This is a genomic window from Pseudomonas sp. S3_G06 (assembly GCF_054667565.1).
The window spans coordinates 2034974-2056509 of record NZ_CP162738.1; the positions used below are offsets into that span (position 1 = coordinate 2034974).

Here is a 21536-nt window from a genome sequence, read left to right on the forward strand (position 1 = left end):
GAGGGCACGTCTCTTGTCGCGCATATTGACCCAGCCAAGCGCTGTTGAAGAAGCTTTGGCCGAACACGACGCCAAGATGTTTGGCTCACCCAAGGAACGGTTGGATTTCTATCGCCGGGAAATCCAGTACGAAACCAGCATCCTCGCCAACCGCACCGACGCCTACCTCGCGGCGCAGTCGTTTCTGGTGATCGCTTTCGCCTCGTGCATGGCCAACCTCAATCCCGAGTGGGGCAAGATGTTCACCCTTGTCGTGCCGCCGTTTCTGGCGCTGCTCGGTGTGCTCAGTTCACTGAATGCCTGGCCGGGGATTCGTGCGGCATACGACATCATCGATCATTGGCACTTCAAGCAGAGCCAGTTGCTGCACAGCGAGCCGGTGATGGGCGCGGCTTACGATGAGTCGCCGCTGTTCAGTGAGATGGAATCGAGCCACAAGGGCTATCGCAAGTCGCTGCTGTTCTCGGTGCGCACGCCTTGGATTTTTGCCACGTTCTGGGTGATGTTGGGGGTGTATGCGGTGTTTATTCAGGTGACCAATCCTTGAGGTGGGTTGGTCGGGGGCAGGGTAAAGGAGCTGGATTTTGTGGTGTCTGTGAGATCTAACCCCCTCACCCCAGCCCTCTCCCCCAAGGGGGCGAGGGGGAAAGGGAGCAGGTCTTCATGCTTTTCAAAATCTACATTCGGCGCGGTATGCCAGGTCGGTGTAGCACATGAGAACACCTCGGTCAGTCCCCTCTCCCTCCGGGAGAGGGCTAGGGTGAGGGGCTTTTGACTTTTTTCACGCAAGTTCCAGCTCACGCCGCGGCGTAACAGCATTCTGCACCGCCGCCGGGATCGGCGGGAAATCCTCATTCAGCACACACAGATGATCAATCGCATCTTCAAATTTCGCATCGGCTTTCTTGCGCAGTGCCCGGTATTGCTCAAAGCGTTCGAAGTCGGTCGGCGTCTGTTCCAGCAGCGCGTTGGCCGCTCGGTTCAGTTCGTGGGCCTCTTCGAACAGTTGACGATTGCGTTCCAGAGCCAGTGCTCTGCAAGCCTTGATTTGCGCAGGAGTCGAGCATTCGTTCATGACCGTGACCTTGTTTGTGTCGGGGTTCCGTTTAATAGGCTGTTCACCGCAGGGGAACCGAACCTGCCGGGCCGCGCTGGATGATTGGCGCGGTTAAAGTTGTGACCGTTGGGTCGCGCCCGGCGATCCATTTTTTTGCAGAAAAATCTTCGATCATTTCCAGACAGGCGCAGCGGTCGACGAATCAACTTTTTCGTTGCTTCAGACGTTCATAGCGCGCCAGCATTGGTTGTGTGCTGATGCCATGCAGCAGAATGCTCAGGGCCACCACCGATAAAGTGATGTCGGTACAGACCTTGGCCACGTCGGAATCGAGGCCATGGTTCAGGGCGAAGAACAGATAGAACAGGCTGCCGATGCCGCGAATGCCAAACCAGCCGATCAACAACCGCTGCGGTCCGCTGAGCAGATTGCCCCATGGCATCAGCGCCACGCTCAGCGGGCGAATCAGGCAGAACAGCACCGCGCCGATCCACAACGCCCGCCATTCCCAGTGCGCTATCAGGACGACGCCGAGCAGGGTCACCAGAAATACTTCCATCGCCCGCTCGACCAGACTGCCGAACGCCAGCATGTCGCCCATCATGATCCCCGCTGCAACCTGGCTGTCTTCCAGCTTTTCTGTGTCGCCATGCACGGCGTTCTGCGGTTCGACGTTCTGATGACCGACCACCGGCTGCACCAGATGCTCGGCAGGTGCCTGGGTGATGCCCGTGGATTTGACTTCCTCCTGACGCAGGCCGAGGCCGGCAGCGAAGACCGCGAGAAAGCCGTAGCCGCCAATGGCGTCGGCGACCACGTAGGACAGCGCGATCAGCGCGAGGGTCAGGTAATCGTTGGGGCCGAGGGTGCTGTCCTCGTTGTGAATGCGCAGCAGCAGGGCGATTCGACCGATGCCACGGCCCATCCAGTAACCGGTGAGCAAACCGGCCGGCACCGCCCACAAGAGGCTGCGAACCACCCAGTGCTGCCATTCGCTGGCGCTACCGTCACCGTGCAGCAACAGCAAACCAAGAATCACGAAAGGGAAGGCCACGCCATCGTTGAGCCCGGCCTCTCCGGAGAGGCCAAAGCGCACGCGATCAACATCCTGCGCATCATTGACCTGCACCAGCGCGGCGAGCACCGGGTCGGTCGGCGCCAGAATCGCGCCGATCAGCAAGGAAGGCCCCCACGGCAATTGCAGGCCCCAGTGCAACAGCAGGCACACGCCGATAATCGTCAGAATCATCACCGGCCCGGCCAGACCAAAAGCGATGCGCCAGGACTTGTTGCGCAGTGGCAGACGCAATTTCAAACCGCAGACGAACAAGGAAAACAGCACCGCGACTTCCGTCAGGTGCTCCATCCACAACGACGACTCTTCCAGCGGCAATTGCAGCAGGTCGAGGCCACTGGGGCCGATGGCGATGCCCAGCAGCAGACATACCGCCGAGGTGGTGACCGGCATCCAGCGCAACCATGACGACGTCAGAGCCAGCGTCAGCAGCACGGCGCCGAGCACCGCGACCCATACGCCAAAACTCATGACCGCTCACTGCGGTGAATTTCCAAGGGCAGGCGCACCGGGTCAGCTCACGGTCGTGCGCAGGTACTCGGGGATGAGCACGTTGAACCACAGCAGAATCATCGACACCAGCATGGTCACCAGCACCAGCAGGCCAACGCCCCACACGCAGGCCGAATACATCAGGCCTTGCTCCTTGCGCTCATGCATGAAGGTCGGCAAGCCGACGAACAGCAGAAACGTCGAATAGATCGACGCCGCGCCGAGCACCAGAATCGCCAGCCAGCGGCTCGGGTACAGCCCGGCAATCCCGGCGAGGAAAAACGGCGTCACCGTGTAGGCGGCAAAACCGATGCATTGATTGAGCGTCGGCCGCGCATCGAACGATCGCGACATCCAGCGAATGAACCCGCCCATGACCGCGACACCGGCGACGATCGTCACGTACAGCAACACGCTCAGTTGCAAGGCGCTGGCCGTGCTCAATCGCACGTTTTCACCCACGGCGAGGCTCCAGCCGACCTGGGTGGTGCCGATGAACAGGCACACGGCCGGAATCAGCGCGAGCAGCAGCAGATGCGCGAGGTAGTGGCGGGGATGGGTTTCTTCTTCGCGGCGGATATCGGTCCAGGCGAAGTTGGGTTGGGTGAAGAGTCTGACGAGGGGGGCGGACATGACAACCTCCTGTTCCTGTTGGCCCGTAGGCGCTTACAGGTATGGAGAGATGCCATGCCGCTCGGGTTCAGTTTTTCTGCTGCACGGTTACAGCATCGGTTTGCCGCCGGTCACGCCGTAGCGCTGGCCGGTGATATAGCTGGCTTCGTCGGAGGCCAGCAGCACGTAAATCGGCGCGACTTCCACCGGTTGGCCGGGACGGCCGAGCGGGGTGCTGCCTCCGAAGTTCTGTACTTCTTCATCGGGCATGGTCGAGACGATCAGCGGCGTCCAGATCGGGCCAGGGGCGACGCTGTTGACGCGAATTTCCTTCGGCCCGAGCATCTGCGCCAGGCCACCGGTGAAGTTGGCGATTGCGCCTTTGGTGGTGGCGTAGGCCAGCAGGGTCGGCTTGGGCATATCCGAGTTGACCGAGCTGGTGTTGATGATCGACGAACCGGGGCGCATGTGTTTGATCGCCGCCTGGCAGATCCTGAACATGGCAGTGATATTCACGTCGAAGGTCATCACCCATTCGTCATCGGGGATTTCTTCAAAGTTTTCGTGGGTCATCTGGAACGCGGCGTTGTTGACCAGAATGTCGATGCGGCCAAAGCGCTCGACGGTCTTGTCGACCAGCGCTTGGCACTGCGCTTTCTCGGCGATATCGCCCGGCAGCAGGATGCACTGACGCCCGGCCTGCTCGACCCAGCGTGCGGTTTCCTTGGCGTCTTCGTGTTCATTCAGGTAAGCCACGGCGACGTCGGCACCTTCACGGGCGAAGGCAATCGCCACCGCGCGACCGATGCCGCTGTCAGCGCCGGTGATCAGGGCAATCTTGCCGGCCAGACGGCCGGAACCGACGTAACTTTGTTCGCCGCAGTCTGGATACGGTTCCATCTTGCGTTGCGAGCCGGGCACCGGTTGGGCTTGTTTCGGGAAGGGTGGTTTTGGATAGTCAGTCATCGCAGGGTCTCCTGATTTCAAGGCCAGTGTTCCGGGTTGACCCGGTGGCTTTGCCTTGAGTTCGATCGGATTTGCGCTGGATTTAGTTGGCTATGCAAAACCAATGTGGGAGCGAGCCTGCTCGCGAAAGCGGTCTGTCAGACGATAAATATGTCGACTGACACTGCGCTTTCGCGAGCAGGCTCGCTCCCACAGGGGATCACTTACACAGGGGAATCTCGGGGCAGGATCAGAGATTGCGGTTAGCCAAAGCCCGCTCCATCCGCGCAATCCCTTCTTCCAGCAACGCCCTCGGGCAACCGAAGTTCAACCGCACGAACTGCTGATGCTGGTCACCAAAATCCAGTCCGGCACTCAGCCCGACCTTGCCTTGTTCGAGGAAGAACTGCTGCGGATCCGGCAGATCGAGCGCGGTGCAATCGAGCCACGCCAGATAAGTGCCCTGCGGCACATTGATGGTCACGCCCGGCAGGCGCGTGCGCACCGCGTCTACCAGCCAGTCGCGGTTGGCCTGCAGGTAGGTTTTCAGTTCGGCGAGCCACGGTGCGGCTTCGCTGTAGGCGACGCGGGTGGCTTCCATGCCCAGCGGGTTGACGCTGTCGACCATGCCGCAGCGAGCGTGGTTGACGCGTTCGCGCAGAGCGGCGTCCTGAATGATCATGAACGAGGTCTTGAGGCCGGCGATGTTGTAGGCCTTGCTCGCCGACATCAGGGTGATCGTGCGTTTGGAAATCTCGGGGCTCAGTGATGCGGTGGGAATGTGCACGCGGCCGTCGAAGCACAGTTCGGCGTGAATTTCGTCGGAGATGATCCACGCGTCCTGCGCTGCGCAGATGTCCGCGACTGCCTGCAACTCTTCGCGATCGAAGACCTTGCCGATCGGGTTGTGCGGGTTGCTCAACAGCAGGGCGCCGCCGCCTTTCAGCGACTCGCGCAGTGCGTCCAGCGGCGTGGCGTAAGTGCCATCGGCCTGGGCATTGAAATCCAGCTCGACCTTGTTCAGGCCCCAATGCCCCGGCGCATGACGCAGCGGCGGGTAGTTCGGCACTTGCACGACGACATTCTGCTGCGCCTGGACCAACGCCTTGAGCGCCATGTTGAAGCCGGATTCCACGCCCGGCAGGAAGATCAGCTCCTGCGGTTTGACCTGCCATGAATACTTGTTCCACAGGTCGGCGACGATGGCTTCGCGAAGGTTGTCTTGCGCCACGCTGTAACCGAGCAGCGGGTGCAGCAGGCGCTGTTGCAAGGCTTCGACGATGACCGGCGGCGCGGCAAAATCCATGTCAGCGACCCACATCGGCAACACATCCGCCGGGTAGCGGCTCCACTTGGTGCTGCCAGTGTGGTGGCGGTCGAACAGCTGATCAAAATCGAAAGTCATGCGCGGTCTCGTCAAGGCGGAGTTGGTTCTGCCGGACATTCTATGCGCAACGCCATCTGTGTGGGAGCGAGCCTGCTCGCGAATACGTCGGGTCAGGCAGCATCGAGTTGAATGACCCACCGCTTTCGCGAGCAGGCTCGCTCCCACAGGGGTTGTGTGCTGGCTGGAAATCCGGGCCAGACACCCGACGGTCGGTTTTCACACAATCGGCAAGGTCTTTGTCTACAGTGAAAAAGTCGGCGCCAAGGCGTCGCAACCGTGATTGTCCAGATAAAGCCCGGCACAAGTACCGGGTTCCACCTGATCAGGAGTGCACGATGGATCTCAGCCGTCGTCAGTTCTTCAAGGTCGCCGGTATCGGCCTTGCAGGCTCAAGCCTGGGCGCGTTGGGCATGGCCCCGACGGCGGCCTTCGCCGAGCAGGTGCGTCACTTCAAGCTCGCCCACACCCGTGAAACCCGCAACACCTGCCCGTATTGCTCGGTCGGTTGCGGTTTGATCATGTACAGCCAGGGCGATGCCGGCAAGAACGTGGCGCAAAACATCATTCATATCGAAGGCGATTCCGACCACCCGGTCAATCGCGGCACGCTGTGCCCGAAAGGCGCGGGCCTGCTCGACTTCATTCACAGCCCCGGCCGCTTGCAGTACCCGCAAGTGCGCAAGCCCGGCAGCAATGAATGGACGCGCATCGGCTGGGACGAAGCCCTCGATCGCATCGCCGACCTGATGAAGGCCGACCGCGACGCCAACTTCATCGAGAAAAATGCCAACGGGCAAACGGTGAATCGCTGGCTGACCACCGGTTTCCTTGCGGCGTCGGCGGCATCCAACGAAGCCGGCTACATCACCCAGAAGGTGATTCGCAGCCTCGGTCTGCTGGGGTTCGATAACCAGGCGCGTGTCTGACACGGCCCGACGGTGGCAAGTCTTGCCCCGACGTACGGCCGTGGTGCCATGACCAACACCTGGACCGATATCGCCAACGCGAATCTGATCCTGGTAATGGGCGGCAACGCAGCAGAAGCGCATCCGTGCGGCTTCAAATGGGTGACCGAGGCCAAGGCGCATAACGCTGCGCGGCTGATCGTGGTCGATCCGCGTTTTACCCGGACCGCTTCGGTGGCCGACTATTACGCGCCGATCCGCACCGGCACCGACATCGCCTTCATGGGCGGGCTGATCAATTACCTGCTGACCGAGGACAAGATCCAGCACGAATACGTGCGCAATTACACCGACGTGTCGTTCATCGTCAAAGCCGGCTATGGCTTCGAAGACGGCCTGTTCAGCGGCTATGACGCGGAAAAACGCAGCTATACCGACAAGTCCGGCTGGGGCTACGAGTTCGCCGAGGACGGTTTCGTCCGCGTCGACCCGACCCTGCAAGACCCGCGCTGCGTTTATCAACTGATGAAGCAGCATTACAGCCGCTACAACATCGACCTGGCCAGCCAGATCTGCGGCATGCCGGTCGACGCGATGCAGAAAATCTGGGAAGAGATCGCCACCTGCTCGACACCGGGCAAGACCATGACGATTCTCTACGCCCTCGGCTGGACGCAGCACTCGATCGGCGCGCAGATCATCCGCAGCGCGGCGATGGTGCAACTGCTGTTGGGCAACGTTGGCATGCCCGGCGGTGGCGTCAATGCGCTGCGCGGACACTCGAACATCCAGGGCCTGACCGACCTCGGTCTGCTGTCCAACGCCTTGCCCGGCTACCTCACGCTGCCCAGCGACAGCGAGCAGGACTACGGTCAGTTCATCTTCAAACGCACACAGGTTCCGCTAAGACCGGGGCAGCTCTCGTATTGGCAGAACTACAGCAAATTCCACGTCAGCCTGATGAAATCCTGGTACGGCGCCAAAGCCACCGCCGAGAACAACTGGCTGTTCGACCATTTGCCGAAGCTCGACATCCCCAACTACGACGTGCTGAAGATGTTCGACCTGATGAGCCAGGGCAAGGTCAACGGTTACTTCTGCCAAGGCTTCAATCCGATCGCTGCGTTGCCGGACAAGAACCGCGTGATGGGCGCATTGGCCAAGCTCAAGTGGCTGGTGGTGATGGACCCGCTTGCCACGGAAACCTCGGAGTTCTGGCAGAACGTCGGGCCGTACAACGACGTGAAAACCGCCGAAATACAGACCGAAGTCATTCGCCTGCCGACCACCTGTTTTGCCGAAGAGGACGGCTCGCTGGTCAACAGCAGCCGCTGGCTGCAATGGCACTGGAAAGGCGCCGATGGCCCCGGTGAAGCGCAGACCGACATTCGCATCATGAGCGAACTGTTCCTGCGCCTGCGCCAGCGTTATCAGAGCGAGGGCGGCAAGTTTCCTGATCCGCTGCTGAAACTGTCGTGGCCGTACAAGATCCCCGACGAGCCTTCGCCGGAAGAACTGGCGCGGGAAATCAACGGCAGCGCGGTCAGCGATTTCACCGATGCCAGCGGCGTTACGGTCAAGGCCGGTACACAACTGGCCGGCTTCGGTTTGCTCAAGGATGACGGCAGCACCGCGTCTGGCTGCTGGATTTTTGCCGGCAGCTGGACCGAAGCCGGCAATCAGATGGCGCGGCGCGACAACGCCGACCCATTTGGCATGCACCAGCATCAGGGCTGGGCGTGGGCCTGGCCGGCCAATCGGCGGATTCTCTACAACCGCGCTTCGGCGGACCCGGCGGGCAAACCGTGGGATCCGAAAAAGCGGCTGGTGTGGTGGAACGGCAAGGCCTGGACCGGCACCGACGTCCCTGACTACAAGGCCGACGTGCCGCCGGAAGCCGGGATGAATCCGTTCATCATGAACCCCGAAGGCGTCGCGCGGTTCTTCGCCGTCGACAAGATGAACGAAGGCCCATTCCCTGAGCACTACGAGCCGTTCGAAACGCCGATCGGCATCAACCCGCTGCACCCGCAGAACAAGAAGGCCACCAGCAACCCGGCGGCGCGGATCTTCGATTCGGTCTGGGAAACCCTCGGCGAAGCCAAGGACTTCCCCTACGCCGGCACTAGCTACCGGCTTACCGAGCATTTCCACTTCTGGAGCAAGCACTGCAAGCTGAACGCGATCGCTCAGCCCGAGCAATTCGTCGAAATCGGCGAGGTGCTGGCGAACGAGAAGGGCATCGCTGCCGGTGATCGCGTGCGGGTCAGCTGCAAGCGCGGCTTTATCGAGGCGGTGGCGGTGGTGACCAAACGGATCCGGCCGCTGCAGGTCAACGGCCAGGTCGTGCATCAGATCGGCATCCCGCTGCACTGGGGTTTCACCGGCCTGACGCGCCACGGTTACCTGACCAACACCCTGGTGCCGTTCCTCGGCGATGGCAACACTCAGACCCCGGAATCCAAGTCATTCCTGGTCAACGTGGAGAAACTGTAAATGGCCAGCCAAGACATCATTGCCCGCTCGGCCACCACCACTGTGCCGCCGTCGGTGAGGACTCAGCAGGGCGTTGCCAAGCTGATCGACACGACCAAATGCATCGGCTGCAAGGCCTGCCAGGTCGCATGCTCGGAATGGAACGAGCTGCGCGACGAGGTCGGTCACAACCACGGCACCTACGACAATCCGCAGGATCTGACGGCGGATTCGTGGACGCTGATGCGCTTCACCGAGCACGAAACCGAAGCCGGCAACCTCGAATGGCTGATCCGCAAGGACGGCTGCATGCACTGCGCCGAACCCGGTTGTCTGGCTGCGTGCCCGAGCCCCGGCGCAATCATTCAGCACGCCAACGGCATCGTCGATTTCGATCAGGACCACTGCATCGGTTGCGGCTATTGCATCACCGGTTGCCCATTCAACATTCCACGCATTTCGCAGAAGGATCACAAGGCCTACAAATGCACGCTGTGTTCCGACCGCGTGGCGGTGGGGCTGGAGCCGGCCTGCGTGAAAACCTGCCCGACCGGCGCCATCGTCTTCGGCACCAAGGAAGACATGCAAGAACACGCCGCCGAACGCATCGTCGACCTGAAAAGCCGTGGCTTTGAAAACGCTGGTTTGTACGACCCGGCAGGCGTTGGCGGCACCCACGTGATGTACGTGCTGCACCACGCCGACACGCCAAAAATCTACGCCGGTTTGCCGGACCATCCGGCGATCAGTCCGCTGGTGGGTTTGTGGAAAGGCATCAGCAAACCCCTCGGCCTGCTGGCGATGGGCGCGGCGGTGCTGGCCGGGTTCTTCCACTACGTGCGCATCGGCCCGAATCGCGTCGAGGAGGACGAGCATCCGACGCCACCCGACACCTCGGTGCACGTGGTCGACCCGGCGGTGCACACCTTCGATCCACGCGGGGAGGAGCGGCCATGAGCAACAAGACGATCCTGCGTTACAGCGCCAACCAGCGCACCAATCACTGGCTGGTGGCGATCCTGTTTTTCATGGCCGGGTTGTCCGGGCTGGCGTTGTTTCATCCGTCGCTGTTCTGGCTCAGTAATCTGTTCGGCGGCGGCACCTGGACGCGGATCCTGCACCCGTACATGGGCATCGCCATGTTCGTGCTGTTCCTCGGCCTGGTGTTCAGCTTCTGGCGCACCAACTTCTTCATCGCCAATGACCGCCAGTGGCTGCGGCGGATCAATCGGGTGATGGTCAACGACGAAGAAAGCGTACCGCCGGTGGGCAAATACAATGCCGGGCAAAAACTGCTGTTCTGGACTTTACTGCTGTGCATGCTCGCGTTGCTGTTCACCGGGCTGGTGATCTGGCGCGCGTGGTTCAGCGCGTACTTCGGCATCACCACCATCCGCTGGGCCATGCTGTTGCATGCGCTGGCCGGGTTCGTGCTGGTGCTGAGCATCATCGTGCACATCTACGCTGGTTTGTGGATCAAGGGTTCGGTCGACGCCATGTTGCATGGCTGGGTCAGCCGGCCGTGGGCGAAGAAACACCATGCACTGTGGTACCGCGAGGTGACCCGCGACGAACAGCCTCGGGACGTGCCCGAGCGACCGCTGACGAAAAAGGGCTGACTTTTGCCAAGCATTCTTGAACCTGGGGAAATCGAGGCGGCGGCCAGTTCGCCGCCGTTTCTGTATCTGCCGCCACGTAACCTGTTTGCCCTGCGCGCTGAGCGCCTTGAGCGTCTGGCCGAGGGCAACGGGTTGGCGGATTATCTGCAGCTGATGGCCGGGTTGTGCCGGGCGCAGCAGCAGGTCTTCGACGATCCGCCGCTGACCGCGCCGTTTGATGCGCAGCGTTTCGAAGCCTGTCAGCAGCACGGTCTGCCGCCGTTCGCCGCAGACACCTTGGTGCGCGAGGATGCCTGGCAGCCGTGGCTGAATGCCTTGCTGCAGCGCTATGCGCCTGCGGATCAGCCAGCGGTGATCGACGCGCTGGATACTTTGCGCGGCGCCAGTCCCGGCCAGTTGCGCGCGTGGGCAGTGGCGCTGGTCAGCGGTCAATATTCGCTGGTGCCAGCGGCGCTGGTGCCGTTTCTCGGCGCGGCGCTGCAAACCGCCTGGAGCCACTGGCTGCTGAGCGTGCCCCAGCTGCAACTCAAACCCGGTGACAGCCTCAGCCAATGCCCGGCCTGTGGTTCACCGGCCATGGCCGGGGTGATTCGCCATCGCGGCAAGCACAACGGTTTGCGTTATCTGGTGTGTTCGCTGTGTGCCTGCGAATGGCACGTGGTGCGGGTCAAGTGCGTGTATTGCGAGCAGAGCAAAGGCCTTGAATATCTGAGCCAGGAAGACGACCGGCACAGCGCCGAACAGGCCCCGCTGCGCGCCGAAGTCTGCTCAAGCTGCAACAGCTACCTGAAATTGCTCTACCTGGAGAACGACGCCGAAGCCGAGGCGTTGTCGGCAGATCTCGGCAGTTTGCTGCTGGACATGCGCCTGGCCCAGGACGGTTATCAGCGTCTGGCGCCCAATCTGCTGCTGGCGCCGGGAGACGACTGACCAGCGCAAACTTGTGGGAGAGGGGTGTGCTCCAACAGGTCTATGTGCCGAATCACAAAGCCGGGTCAGCCACGGATTTCCCTGTGGGAGCGAGCCTGCTCGCGAAGGCGGCGGGTCAGCCACATCCACACCAACTGACACACCGCATTCGCGAGCAGGCTCGCTCCCACAGGTTTTTGTGGTGACCAACAATGTTCATTCAACCCCGAATCCCTGTGGGAGCTGGCAAGCCAGCCACAGATTTGTGTGCCGAATCACAAAGCCCGGTCAGCCCCGGATTTCTCTGTGGGAGCGAGCCTGCTCGCGAAGGCGTCAGGTCAGCCACATCCACACCGACTGACACACCGCATTCGCGAGCAGGCTCGCTCCCACAGGTTTTTGTGGTGACCAAGAATGTTCATTCCACCCCGAATCCTTGTGGGAGCTGGCTTGCCAGCGATTCGCTTGGCACATCCACCACGTTCTTTGACTGACCCACCGCAATCGCTGGCAAGCCAGCCACAGATTTGTGTGCCGAATCACAAAACCCGGTCAGCCCCGGATTTCTCTGTGGGAGCGAGCTTGCTCGCGAAGGCGTCTGGTCAGCGACAACCACACTAACTGACACACCGCATTCGCGAGCAGGCTCGCTCCCACAGGTTTTTTGTGGTGACCAACAATGTTCATTCCACCCCGAATCCCTGTGGGAGCTGGCTTGCCAGCGATTCGGTCGGCACATTCACCGCCTTCTTTGACTGACCCACCGCAATCGCTGGCAAGCCAGCCACAGATTTGTGTGCCGAATCACAAAGCCCGGTCAGCCCCGGATTTCTCTGTGGGAGCGAGCCTGCTCGCGAAAGCGTCAGGTCAGCCACATCCACACTGAATGACTTACCGCTTTCGCGAGCAAGCTAGCTCCGGCAGTGCGTCTACACTTCTGAAACCCTTTTGGGAGCAAGCTTGCTCCCAAAAGGGATTGTTTCAGTGAAATCAGGAGTGGCTGATGTCTTCCAGCGTTGCCCTGCGGTTGCCGTCCATTGATGGCTTGTTGCGTCACCCGGCGTGCGCGCCGTTGGCCGAGCGTTACGGCCGGGATTCGTTGCTGACGGGCCTGCGTCAGTTGCTCGATGAATTGCGGCCCGGCGTGTTGAGCGGGCAATTGGCAGCTGTGGAAATCGGCCCCGAAGTGCTCGCCGGCCGCGTCGGCGAACGCTTGGCGCAACAACAACGCAGCCAGGTGCGCCGGGTATTCAACCTGACCGGCACGGTGCTGCACACCAATCTCGGTCGCGCCTTGCTGCCCGAGGAAGCCATCGAAGCGGTGCAAATTGCTGCACGTTATCCGCTCAATCTCGAATTCGATCTGGCCAGCGGCAAGCGCGGTGATCGTGACGATCTGATCGAAGGCCTGATCCGCGAACTGACCGGCGCCGAAGCCGTCACCGTGGTCAATAACAATGCCGCCGCCGTGCTGCTGACCCTCAACAGCCTCGGCGCGCGCAAGGAAGGCATCATCTCGCGCGGTGAGCTGATCGAAATCGGCGGCGCCTTCCGCATCCCCGACATCATGGCCCGGGCCGGCGTGCGCCTGCACGAAGTCGGCACCACCAACCGCACCCATGCCAGGGATTACCAAGCGGCAATCGGCCCGCGCAGCGGTTTGATCATGCGCGTGCATGCCAGCAACTACAGCATCGAAGGCTTCACCGCGCGGGTGCCGACTGCGGAACTGGCCGAGTTGGCTCACGCTCATGGCTTGCCGTTGCTGGAAGATCTGGGCAGCGGCAGTCTGCTCGACCTGACGCGCTGGGGCCTGCCGGCGGAACCGACGGTGCGTCAGGCCTTGCTCGATGGCGCCGACATCGTCACCTTCAGCGGCGACAAATTGCTTGGCGGGCCGCAGGCCGGATTGATTGTCGGGCGCAGAGAACTGATCGCGAAGATCAAGAAGAACCCGTTGAAACGCGCGCTGCGGGTCGACAAGTTGACCCTGGCCGCGCTGGAAGCGGTGCTCGGTCTGTACCACGACCCTGATCGCCTCGCCGAGCGTCTGCCGAGTCTGCGTCTGCTGACCCGTCCGCAAGCCGAAATTCATGCTCAGGTTGTGCGTTTGCAACCGTTGCTCGCCGATGTGCTGGGCGAGCTCTGGCAGGTCAGTGCAGTCGAGGCGTTGGGCATGATCGGCAGCGGCAGCCAACCGGTGGCGCGTCTGCCGAGCGCGGCGCTGTGTTGTCGCCCGCAAGTGTCCAAGCGCTGGCGCGGGCGTTATCTGCTCAATCTCGAAGCGGCGTTGCGCGGTTTGCCGATCCCGGTGCTCGGGCGAATCGGCGACGATGCGCTGTGGCTGGATCTACGCCAGCTCGACGATGAGCCAGCGTGGTTGGCGCAGTTGGCGCAATTGCAGGTCGATTCGTGATCGTCGGCACAGCGGGGCACATCGACCACGGCAAGACTTCGCTGTTGCAAGCGCTGACCGGGCAAACCGGCGACCGCCGCCCGCAGGAGCGCGAACGCGGCATGACCATCGACCTTGGTTATCTCTACGCCGAACTCGCAGCGGGCGCCGGGCTGACCGGCTTCATCGACGTGCCCGGCCACGAAAAATTTACCCACAACATGCTCGCTGGTGCGCAGGGCATCGATCTGGTGTTGCTGGTGGTCGCGGCCGACGACGGCGTGATGCCGCAGACCCGCGAGCATCTGGCAATCGTCGAACTGCTCGGCATTCCCCGCGCGCTGGTGGCGATCACTAAATGCGACCGCGCGGGAGCGGGCAGGGTGGAAGAGGTGCAGCGCCAGGTGCTCGACCTGCTCGCGCCCGGACCATTTGCTGATGCGCCGATTTTTACCGTGTCGAGCTTGAACGGGCAGGGCGTCGATGAGTTGCGCGCGGCGTTATTGCAGGCGCACAACGAGGTGCAGGCGCACGGTTGTGAGGGCGGCTTTCGTCTGGCGATCGATCGGGCGTTCAGCGTCGCGGGTGCGGGGATTGTGGTCACGGGCACGGCGTTGTCGGGCACGGTTGCGGTGGGCGACAAACTTGTCTTGGGGCCTGCCGGCAAATCGGTGCGCATCCGTGGCCTGCACGCGCAAAACCAGGCCGCCGAACGAGCCTTCGCTGGCCAACGCGTGGCGTTGAACCTCAGCGGCGATCGTCTGGAACTGGCGCAGATCCACCGTGGTCACTGGCTGCTTGCGGACTGGCTGCACGCCCCGACCCAGCGCATCGACATCGACTTTCAGCTGTTGCCCGGCGAGCGCACCTTTGAACACTTTCACCCGGTACATCTGCACCTTGGCACGCAAGATGTCATCGCCCGCGTCGCCTTGCTGCAAGGCCCGCGCCTGAGCCCCGGCGAGCGCATGTTCGCGCAACTGCTGATCAACGCGCCGGCTCACGCAGTGAAAGGCGATCGATTGATCCTGCGCAACGCCAGTGCCCAGCGCACCCTTGGCGGCGGCGTTGTCCTCGACCCGTTCGCCCCGGCGCGCCAACGCCGCAGCCCGGAACGCCTCGCCCAACTGCAAACCCTCGCCCTCAGCGTCAGCCTCGAACAGGCCCTGCCGGCACTGCTCAACCACAGCCCCGGCGGCCTCGACCCGCAACGCCTGGAACGCCAGTTCAACCGCCCGCGCGCGCAGTGGACGCTGGCTGAAAACATCCGCCTGGTCGACACCCGCCAAGGCCCGCTGCTGTTCAACGTGCAGCGCTGGGGCCAGTTGAAATTCACCTTGCTCGAACAATTGGCGCGATTCCACGAACAGGAACCCGACCAGATGGGCCCGGACCGCGATCGCCTGCGCCGCTTCAGTGCTCTGGCGCTGGAGCGCTCGACCTTCATCAGCCTGCTCGACGAATTGCTCAACGCCGGCTCCATCCTCGCCAGCGGCCCCTGGCTGCACCTGTCCGATCATCAGGTGCGCCTGAATGCCGACGACGAAACCCTCTGGGAGCAATTACAGCCGTTATTCGAACAGGCCGGTTTCGACCCGCCGTGGGTACGCGACGCGGCGAAAATGCTCGGCGAAGAAGACGCCAGCATCCGCCTGCTCCTGCGCAAACTGGCACGGCTGGGCCTGATGCACCAGGTTGTGCGCGACCTGTTCATCAGCGACATCGTCCTGCGGCAAATGGCAGCCCTGCTGCTGAAACTCGCCGAAGAAAATCCCGTGATTGAGGTGACAACTTTCCGTGATGCGCTAGGCTTGGGACGCAAACGCTGTATTCAGTATCTGGAATATTTCGACCGCCTCGGCCTGACCCGCCGCCTCGGCGAATCCCGCCAGATCCGCCCAGACAACGCGCTGGCCAACGCCTGCGCACCCTGAGTTCAGGAAGACAATCGCGCCCGGTGGCGCGGCCGGGCTTCAAACCCGGTTGGGGACGGCATCCGTTCCCGGGCAGGTTCGACTCCGGCTGTCTTCCGCCATCATTGGAAAAGCAAAAGATCGGTGTCTTCGGTTAGCAAATGACCTAAGGAGTTAATGAAAGGGGCTAAGAATTATTTTCAATTTCGCTTCTCGGTATCTTTTTTAGGCGGATATTGTCTAGCTTAATTACTGCGTCCGCATATAATACTATGGAGATTTTTGAGAATGCCTTTGTTTGAGGGGAGCCAAGAAAAAAACTTATGAAGGCCTTGCCCCAACTGTTAGTTGCAGATAATTCCTGCTGCGGCAGAGTTATTCTATCGCCATCCAGTAAAGCTGGTGTCATAATAAGACGGAATGTTACTGGACGTGAGCTCAGGTAATCGAAGCTGAGAGCGCAAGCCACTCCCCTTTCAAGGTGTTCATATGATTTTGAGATGTATAAGGCATGAAAGCTTTGGCCTAGTTGAGATATTGCATAATAATCATCGTTCTCTTTGATTGCTGATCCTGCTCCTTGCTCAAATTGCCAGCCATTACTCTCATAGTTTGTAAAGGTAGTTAAGTCATCAATGCCAGTGTCGATATTGAGTATTAGAGGGTGAAATAAAATTCTTTTGGTGTCGTCGATACTTCCATCAAATACAACAGCCATTTCTATAAATAGTTTTGATCCATCTTCCATCCTAACAAGCCCAGCCAACGGAACCGGATGCTTGATCCCGCCCAAATCATCCGCCGTCACTTCTTTCCCTTTATAAGCTTCATGAACGAACCCTGTACTGCCATCACTCTTAATCTCCCTGTAAATCAAATCGTACCGCTGCCCAATAGCTATCAACGGCCAATCCGTCGTCCGCGTATGATCCGTCGCCAACAAATCCGCAGGATCCAGCTCATCTCCCGTCACCCGGTCGATCGTCGGCGTGGGCAGACGAGGATCTCCGTCGGCAATGTCCTGCACACTCAGTATCAGCGGCAGGGAATCCCGTGTTTCAGACCCGGTTGTCTTGCTGTATTTCGCAGTGACATTGCCACCGAAACTGTACGCGAGCACTTTGTTGTCCAGCGCAATTTCCTGCGTGCCCAGCACTTTGACCACGTGAGGCGGCGAGGTGTAGGAGCCATCGGCAGGAGTGCCCGGGGCGGCGATCCAGCACACTTGGATTACTTCATCAAGCTGAATGGAAGGATCAAAGACCAAAGCGGTCAGCGCATCTTTCGCGGCAAGCGGATCCAGACTGTTGCCTAGTGCCTGTTTGATTATGGGCGCTACCAGATCTGGCGCCGCTTCGCCGATGATCTCGGCCTCGGCCGTTCTGGAGTGCCCAATGACGTTGCCCGCCGGCCGTTCCAGTTCAAATCGCACTTGTAGGCGTGCGCCGGAGGTGAGCTGATCGTTGGGTAGCTCCAGAATGCACGGCAGCAGCGCCCCGAACTTGTCGGTGATCACGCCCGGTTGAGTCGATTTTTCGGCTGAATCGTTCAGCCGATAGAAGCCCTTCACCGTGTCGCCCTTTTGAAAATCAGGGGCGGTGGCAACAACGACGATCAGTAGCGGCCGGCCGTCGAGTTTATCGAGATCCACAATCGCTGGATCGTCCATGTCATCGTCGGGATCCTCGCGCAGGATCGGCTGGGGCAGGAAGTTTCGCTCAAGATCAATGTTGGCATGAATGTACTTCGACCAGCGGTTCCGGTGAGTGTCGTTGGCCAGTTGATCGACCACCGTGTAGGAGAACGGGCAGTTGTTCATGCTGCCAATTTTTTTAAGGGTGTCAGGACCGATCAGCACCGAGAATGCGTTGCCCGCTTGTTCCGGCGTCACCGTGTGGGTGAAGGGCTGGCGGTTGATCTCGTATTTCACCTTGTCGTAGGCCCGGCAATAAGGGTAATCGAACGTCAGAAGTACGCCTTTCTCGGCCTGATCCTTGCCAATCACCGCCGGGTTGCCGAGCCCTTCGGGCAGACTGATCAGCAGCCCCGGATGATCGCCGGTGCCAGGCACATCATTGCCGCCGGGCAACGTGTCGTTGTAGAGCGCCCACGCTTCGATGGATTTGTTTTCATTGCCGGCGATGCTTTTCAGCATGTATTGGATTTTGTTGATGACGCCGTCGTGAAGTGCCCTCTGGAACACGGGGAAGGTCATTCGCTCGTTGATGACTGGCTGTGGAACGCCGCTCTGCTCACCGTTGACGAAGAGTCTGATGTCGACATATTGACCAACGTCCAGTGGCGGATCGACCACTACCTGCACGCCCGCAGCGAGGACGCCGTTGCGCGTGACCTCCCTGAAAATCCCCAATGGCACGCCCAGCACCGATACTTTGTCGGGCGGCGGCGGGTCGATGATAACGCCCCCCGTCGCCTGCAAAATTTGCACGGGATGCAGCGCCATGATGGCGTTGTCGGGTTGAGCGTTGTCCATCGCACACCTTCCTGATGTAGCGGCCAGAGAGCCCTGGCCGGGATGGAGATATCAGATACCGGGTGGGGGAAGTTGGCTACTGTCAGATCTGACAGTGGAGGGTGGTTAAGCGACGAATGGTAGGTCGCTGCGGATGCAGGTCGTGTGGGAGCGAGCCTGCTCGCGAATGCGGTTTTTCAGTCGACATCTCAGTGACTGATATTCAGCTTTAGCGAGCAGGCTCGCTCCCACAGGATCTTCAAACGTCGCAGGATTTGTGTCCCACCAGGATCAATGTGGGAGCGAGCCTGCTCGCGAAGGGGCCAACAGCGGCAACGCATAATTCAGCCGGCCCGCATTACCCCGGCAACTCCAGATTATCCAGCACCCGATTCACCGCCAGTTCCCCGAGCATGATCAGTTGCGCAGTCTCCGTAGTCGTAGGCTCTGCTGGGCGCGAAGACGTTCTATCGCTGGAAACTTTTTCAGTTCCTCGAATATTCCGGCCGCGTCAGGCTGGCTTATACCTCGGTGATTACGGATGAATCCGCCCCGATAAGTCAATGGCCCGCACCGACGCGCGTTATTAGTTATTGACTTGCCTTAAACGGATGTTGTCAATACTGAATACACCGTTAAGTGTTACGATGTATAAATTAAAGACGTTAAGCGGTTTGGGTATGCTGAATATTGCACTGTGATATTGCCAGTCACTTCCTCCAGGTAGCTGTACGATTGGGCCTTCAATTCCGCTGTAATCAAACTCGAAACCTAGATTGTGGATCGATCGATATTTAAAGCTAAATTCGAATAATTGACGGCCCGGAATTTCGTTATAGGATTTAGTCAGATTAAGTGAGTAATATTGGTTGGAGTCTTGAGCTGAAACAAGAAAATATTCTCCTTCTTTATATTCGACGAATGCGCCCCCGCCATAACGAAGTTTCCAGTTGTTCCAGTCGTAATCTGTAAAAGTTGTTAGGTCATCGAACCCTTTGCTTATGTGATAAGCGCGGTTTGGGAGTGCAGTTTTTCTGCCCGATTCATTTCCATCGAAATTGACTTGAACCTCGACCTTCAAGGTCGAACGGTTCGCCAGTGACGCCAGTTTTGTTACAGGAACAGGATGTTTTAACCCACCCAAGTCTTCCGCCGTCACTTCTTTCCCTTTATAAGCCTCTTCAACAATTCCCGTACTGCCATCAATCTTGATCTCCCTATAAGTCAAATCAATCCGCTGTCCTACAGCTATCAACGGCCAAGCCGTAGTCCGCGTATGATCCGTCGCCAACAAATCCGCAGGATCCAGCTCATCTCCCGTCACCCGGTCTATCGTAGGCGTGGGCAGACGAGGATCTCCGTCCGCAATGTCCTGCACACTTAGTATCAGCGGCAGGGAATCCCGTGTTTCAGACCCGGTTGTCTTGCTGTATTTCGCAGTGACATCGCCACCGAAACTGTACGCAAGCACTTTGTTGTCCAGCGCAATTTCCTGCGTGCCCAGCACTTTGACCACGTGAGGCGGCGAGGTGTAGGAGCCATCGGCAGGAGTGCCCGGGGCGCCGGTCCAGGTCACGACGATTATGTCATCGAGCTGAATGGAAGGATCAAAGACCAAAGCGGTCAGCGCATCTTTCGCCGCAAACGGATCCAGGCTGTTGTCTTGCGCCTGTCTGATTTTTGGCGCTAACAGGTCCTCGGCTGCCCGAATCGTATAACTACGAACCCGAAGCGGTACCGCTTTTGTCTTGTCCTTAAGCCCATCAAGATTGACCGCACAAACCACTCTCAATTGGCTTCCATCTTTCAGGTTTTTCAACCACTCGACTTGCGCCAGCAACGAAATCCTGTCGGCCAGTTCACTAGGCCCGCCGGTCGAGATTTCGTTGGTTACCGGGTTCCCATCCGCGTCGACGCCTTCAAAATCAACCCAAACCGGGTGGGTCTGTTGCATCAGTGGGATTTTTTCCGAGAGCACCCGCACATCATTCGGTAGTTCCGGAACATTGAGCTGTTGCCCCATTTCCCCCGCAATATTCGGAGTCGGCAAGCGCGGGTCATCCGCCGCGATTTTATCGATGACCACCTCCAGAGGAGGGGATTCGCCGCTGGGCACGCCATCTCGAATCAATACCCACGACACCTGGATTGTTTTGCCTTGATGAGCGAGGAGGAACGCCACGCTGAATGTGAAATTGGCGCGTTGGTTGGTGTTGAATGCCACTTGCGGAAATGATGATCCCGGTACGCCATCGACAATCTTCAGCGTCGCCTTGTCGTTTGCCAAAGCGGCTTTGAACTCGGCCCGCACCTTCACTCCGCCTTCACTTGCCAGCACATCGATTGGGGAGACGGCGTTAACGAGTGTAGGAGGCTCTTGGGAGATCTTGTCCAGATCCACTTCCACGAACACGGCATCGGACCAGGTTGGAGGGCCGGACGGGTTGGTCAGGTAGTCGACAACGCGATATTTGATTTCGAAGGTTTTATCGTTGCCACCCTCGATCAGCTTGTCTTTCGGGATGTCGATCACAACACTTTTTGGTACGGGAGGCAGGGGCGACACAACGCTGGGTGTGAGCTGATATATGTGATGCACACCATTGCAAGACACAAAAATCCGGTCATACCACTGCACGTTGGCGTAGGTGACAGTCACCTTGAACTTGTCAGCTTCCGCCTGGTTGATGACCTTGTGGCTGACGGTGAGATTCAATACCGGAGGTAAATCACCGGGCGGAGAGGTTCGATGGTAGAGCACCAGCTCAGGTGTGAGTTCATCATTCCCGGACGTGCGCTCAATGTAAATTTTGATGCGGTTAAGGCCTTTTTGCAGTAAGCCGGCAGGCAGGCGCAAGGGCGTATCGTCGCTTTCGTTGCCCTCAGCGATGGTGGTGCTAGGCCCTTTGTTGTCGTTGGCCAGCAGGATGAGCTTATCGTTCTTGGTCTGATTCAAGTAAGCCAGCATGAGGATCAACAAGCCCTCGGTTTCATTGGCTTTCACAATGGTGACGCCGCCATGGACGTCTGCCATTGCAGGTTCCAGCTCAACCATTTCGGGGGCTTGCGGGCGGGTCAGTGCAAACGGTTCAACGAAGTTACGGACGCGGCTCATTGCATTCTCCTTGCATGACGTAGGAACGCTCTTGCTGCATCTAATGCGAGACCGGCCGGGCCGTCACCTGTCAACTCTGACAGGTAGGAGGGGGTTTGCGATGAACGGTCATGAAGAGTGTTCCCATGCACAAAGGCATGCAGACGGGACGCTCCGGGTCCCAT

General features: G+C 59.7%; 14 protein-coding genes, 1 tRNA gene and 1 pseudogene. 8 read left to right on the forward strand and 8 right to left on the reverse strand.

Annotated features, from left to right (window positions below):
- Positions 1–13 precede the first annotated feature (13 nt).
- Positions 14–547, forward strand: a complete 534-nt coding sequence (locus tag AB4N47_RS09240) for a hypothetical protein (RefSeq protein ID WP_016774826.1) — start codon at positions 14–16, stop codon at positions 545–547.
- Between the two features lie 234 nt (positions 548–781).
- Here AB4N47_RS09240 and AB4N47_RS09245 read toward each other — a convergent pair whose 3' ends face one another.
- The 5 genes from AB4N47_RS09245 to AB4N47_RS09265 form a co-directional block, all read right to left on the reverse strand.
- Positions 782–1075 (reverse strand): hypothetical protein, encoded by a 294-nt coding sequence (locus tag AB4N47_RS09245; protein ID WP_341637420.1) that lies wholly within the window; start codon positions 1073–1075, stop codon positions 782–784.
- 184 nt (positions 1076–1259) lie between these two features.
- Complete coding sequence (locus AB4N47_RS09250; RefSeq protein ID WP_341637421.1) at positions 1260–2603, reverse strand: cation:proton antiporter; 1344 nt, start codon at positions 2601–2603, stop codon at positions 1260–1262.
- Between the two features lie 42 nt (positions 2604–2645).
- Positions 2646–3257, reverse strand: coding sequence for a Yip1 family protein (locus tag AB4N47_RS09255; RefSeq protein ID WP_341637422.1), 612 nt, complete (start codon positions 3255–3257; stop codon positions 2646–2648).
- Positions 3258–3344: 87 nt separating this feature from the next.
- Complete coding sequence (locus AB4N47_RS09260; RefSeq protein WP_016774822.1) at positions 3345–4202, reverse strand: glucose 1-dehydrogenase; 858 nt, start codon at positions 4200–4202, stop codon at positions 3345–3347.
- Positions 4203–4431: 229 nt separating this feature from the next.
- Positions 4432–5586, reverse strand: a complete 1155-nt coding sequence (locus AB4N47_RS09265) for a MalY/PatB family protein (protein WP_341637423.1) — start codon at positions 5584–5586, stop codon at positions 4432–4434.
- Positions 5587–5903: 317 nt separating this feature from the next.
- Here AB4N47_RS09265 and fdnG point away from each other — a divergent pair, with 317 nt between their 5' ends.
- The 7 genes from fdnG to AB4N47_RS09300 all read left to right on the forward strand — a co-directional run bounded on the left by fdnG (position 5904) and on the right by AB4N47_RS09300 (position 15906).
- Positions 5904–8969, forward strand: coding sequence for a formate dehydrogenase-N subunit alpha (gene fdnG / locus AB4N47_RS09270; RefSeq protein WP_460154467.1), 3066 nt, complete (start codon positions 5904–5906; stop codon positions 8967–8969).
- A complete protein-coding gene (gene fdxH, locus AB4N47_RS09275) occupies positions 8970–9905 on the forward strand; it encodes a formate dehydrogenase subunit beta (protein WP_341637424.1) in 936 nt (311 codons plus the stop codon).
- The gene (locus tag AB4N47_RS09280; protein ID WP_122706304.1) at positions 9902–10567 is read left to right on the forward strand and encodes a formate dehydrogenase subunit gamma; all 666 of its coding nucleotides are present in this window, start codon (positions 9902–9904) and stop codon (positions 10565–10567) included. Before fdxH ends, AB4N47_RS09280 begins: the two co-directional genes overlap by 4 nt.
- Before the next feature lie 3 nt (positions 10568–10570).
- Entirely contained in the window at positions 10571–11497 is a 927-nt protein-coding gene (gene fdhE / locus AB4N47_RS09285; RefSeq protein ID WP_341637425.1) for a formate dehydrogenase accessory protein FdhE, read from the forward strand.
- Positions 11498–12479: 982 nt separating this feature from the next.
- On the forward strand, positions 12480–13892 hold the full coding sequence (gene selA, locus AB4N47_RS09290) for an L-seryl-tRNA(Sec) selenium transferase (RefSeq protein ID WP_341637426.1): 1413 nt from the start codon (positions 12480–12482) through the stop codon (positions 13890–13892).
- Positions 13889–15805: a selenocysteine-specific translation elongation factor gene (gene selB, locus AB4N47_RS09295; RefSeq protein ID WP_341637427.1), complete on the forward strand. Its 1917-nt coding sequence runs from the start codon at positions 13889–13891 to the stop codon at positions 15803–15805. Before selA ends, selB begins: the two co-directional genes overlap by 4 nt.
- A 5-nt stretch (positions 15806–15810) precedes the next feature.
- Positions 15811–15906, forward strand: a tRNA-Sec gene (locus AB4N47_RS09300).
- Between the two features lie 65 nt (positions 15907–15971).
- Here AB4N47_RS09300 and AB4N47_RS09305 read toward each other — a convergent pair.
- The 3 genes and pseudogenes from AB4N47_RS09305 to AB4N47_RS09315 all read right to left on the reverse strand — a co-directional run bounded on the left by AB4N47_RS09305 (position 15972) and on the right by AB4N47_RS09315 (position 21372).
- A complete protein-coding gene (locus tag AB4N47_RS09305) occupies positions 15972–18278 on the reverse strand; it encodes a hypothetical protein (protein ID WP_341637428.1) in 2307 nt (768 codons plus the stop codon).
- Positions 18279–18615: 337 nt separating this feature from the next.
- Positions 18616–18684, reverse strand: a pseudogene (locus AB4N47_RS09310) (DUF6124 family protein); the annotation flags it as partial.
- A gap of 159 nt (positions 18685–18843) precedes the next feature.
- The gene (locus AB4N47_RS09315) at positions 18844–21372 is read right to left on the reverse strand and encodes a hypothetical protein (protein WP_341637429.1); all 2529 of its coding nucleotides are present in this window, start codon (positions 21370–21372) and stop codon (positions 18844–18846) included.
- Between the last annotated feature and the right edge of the window lie 164 nt (positions 21373–21536).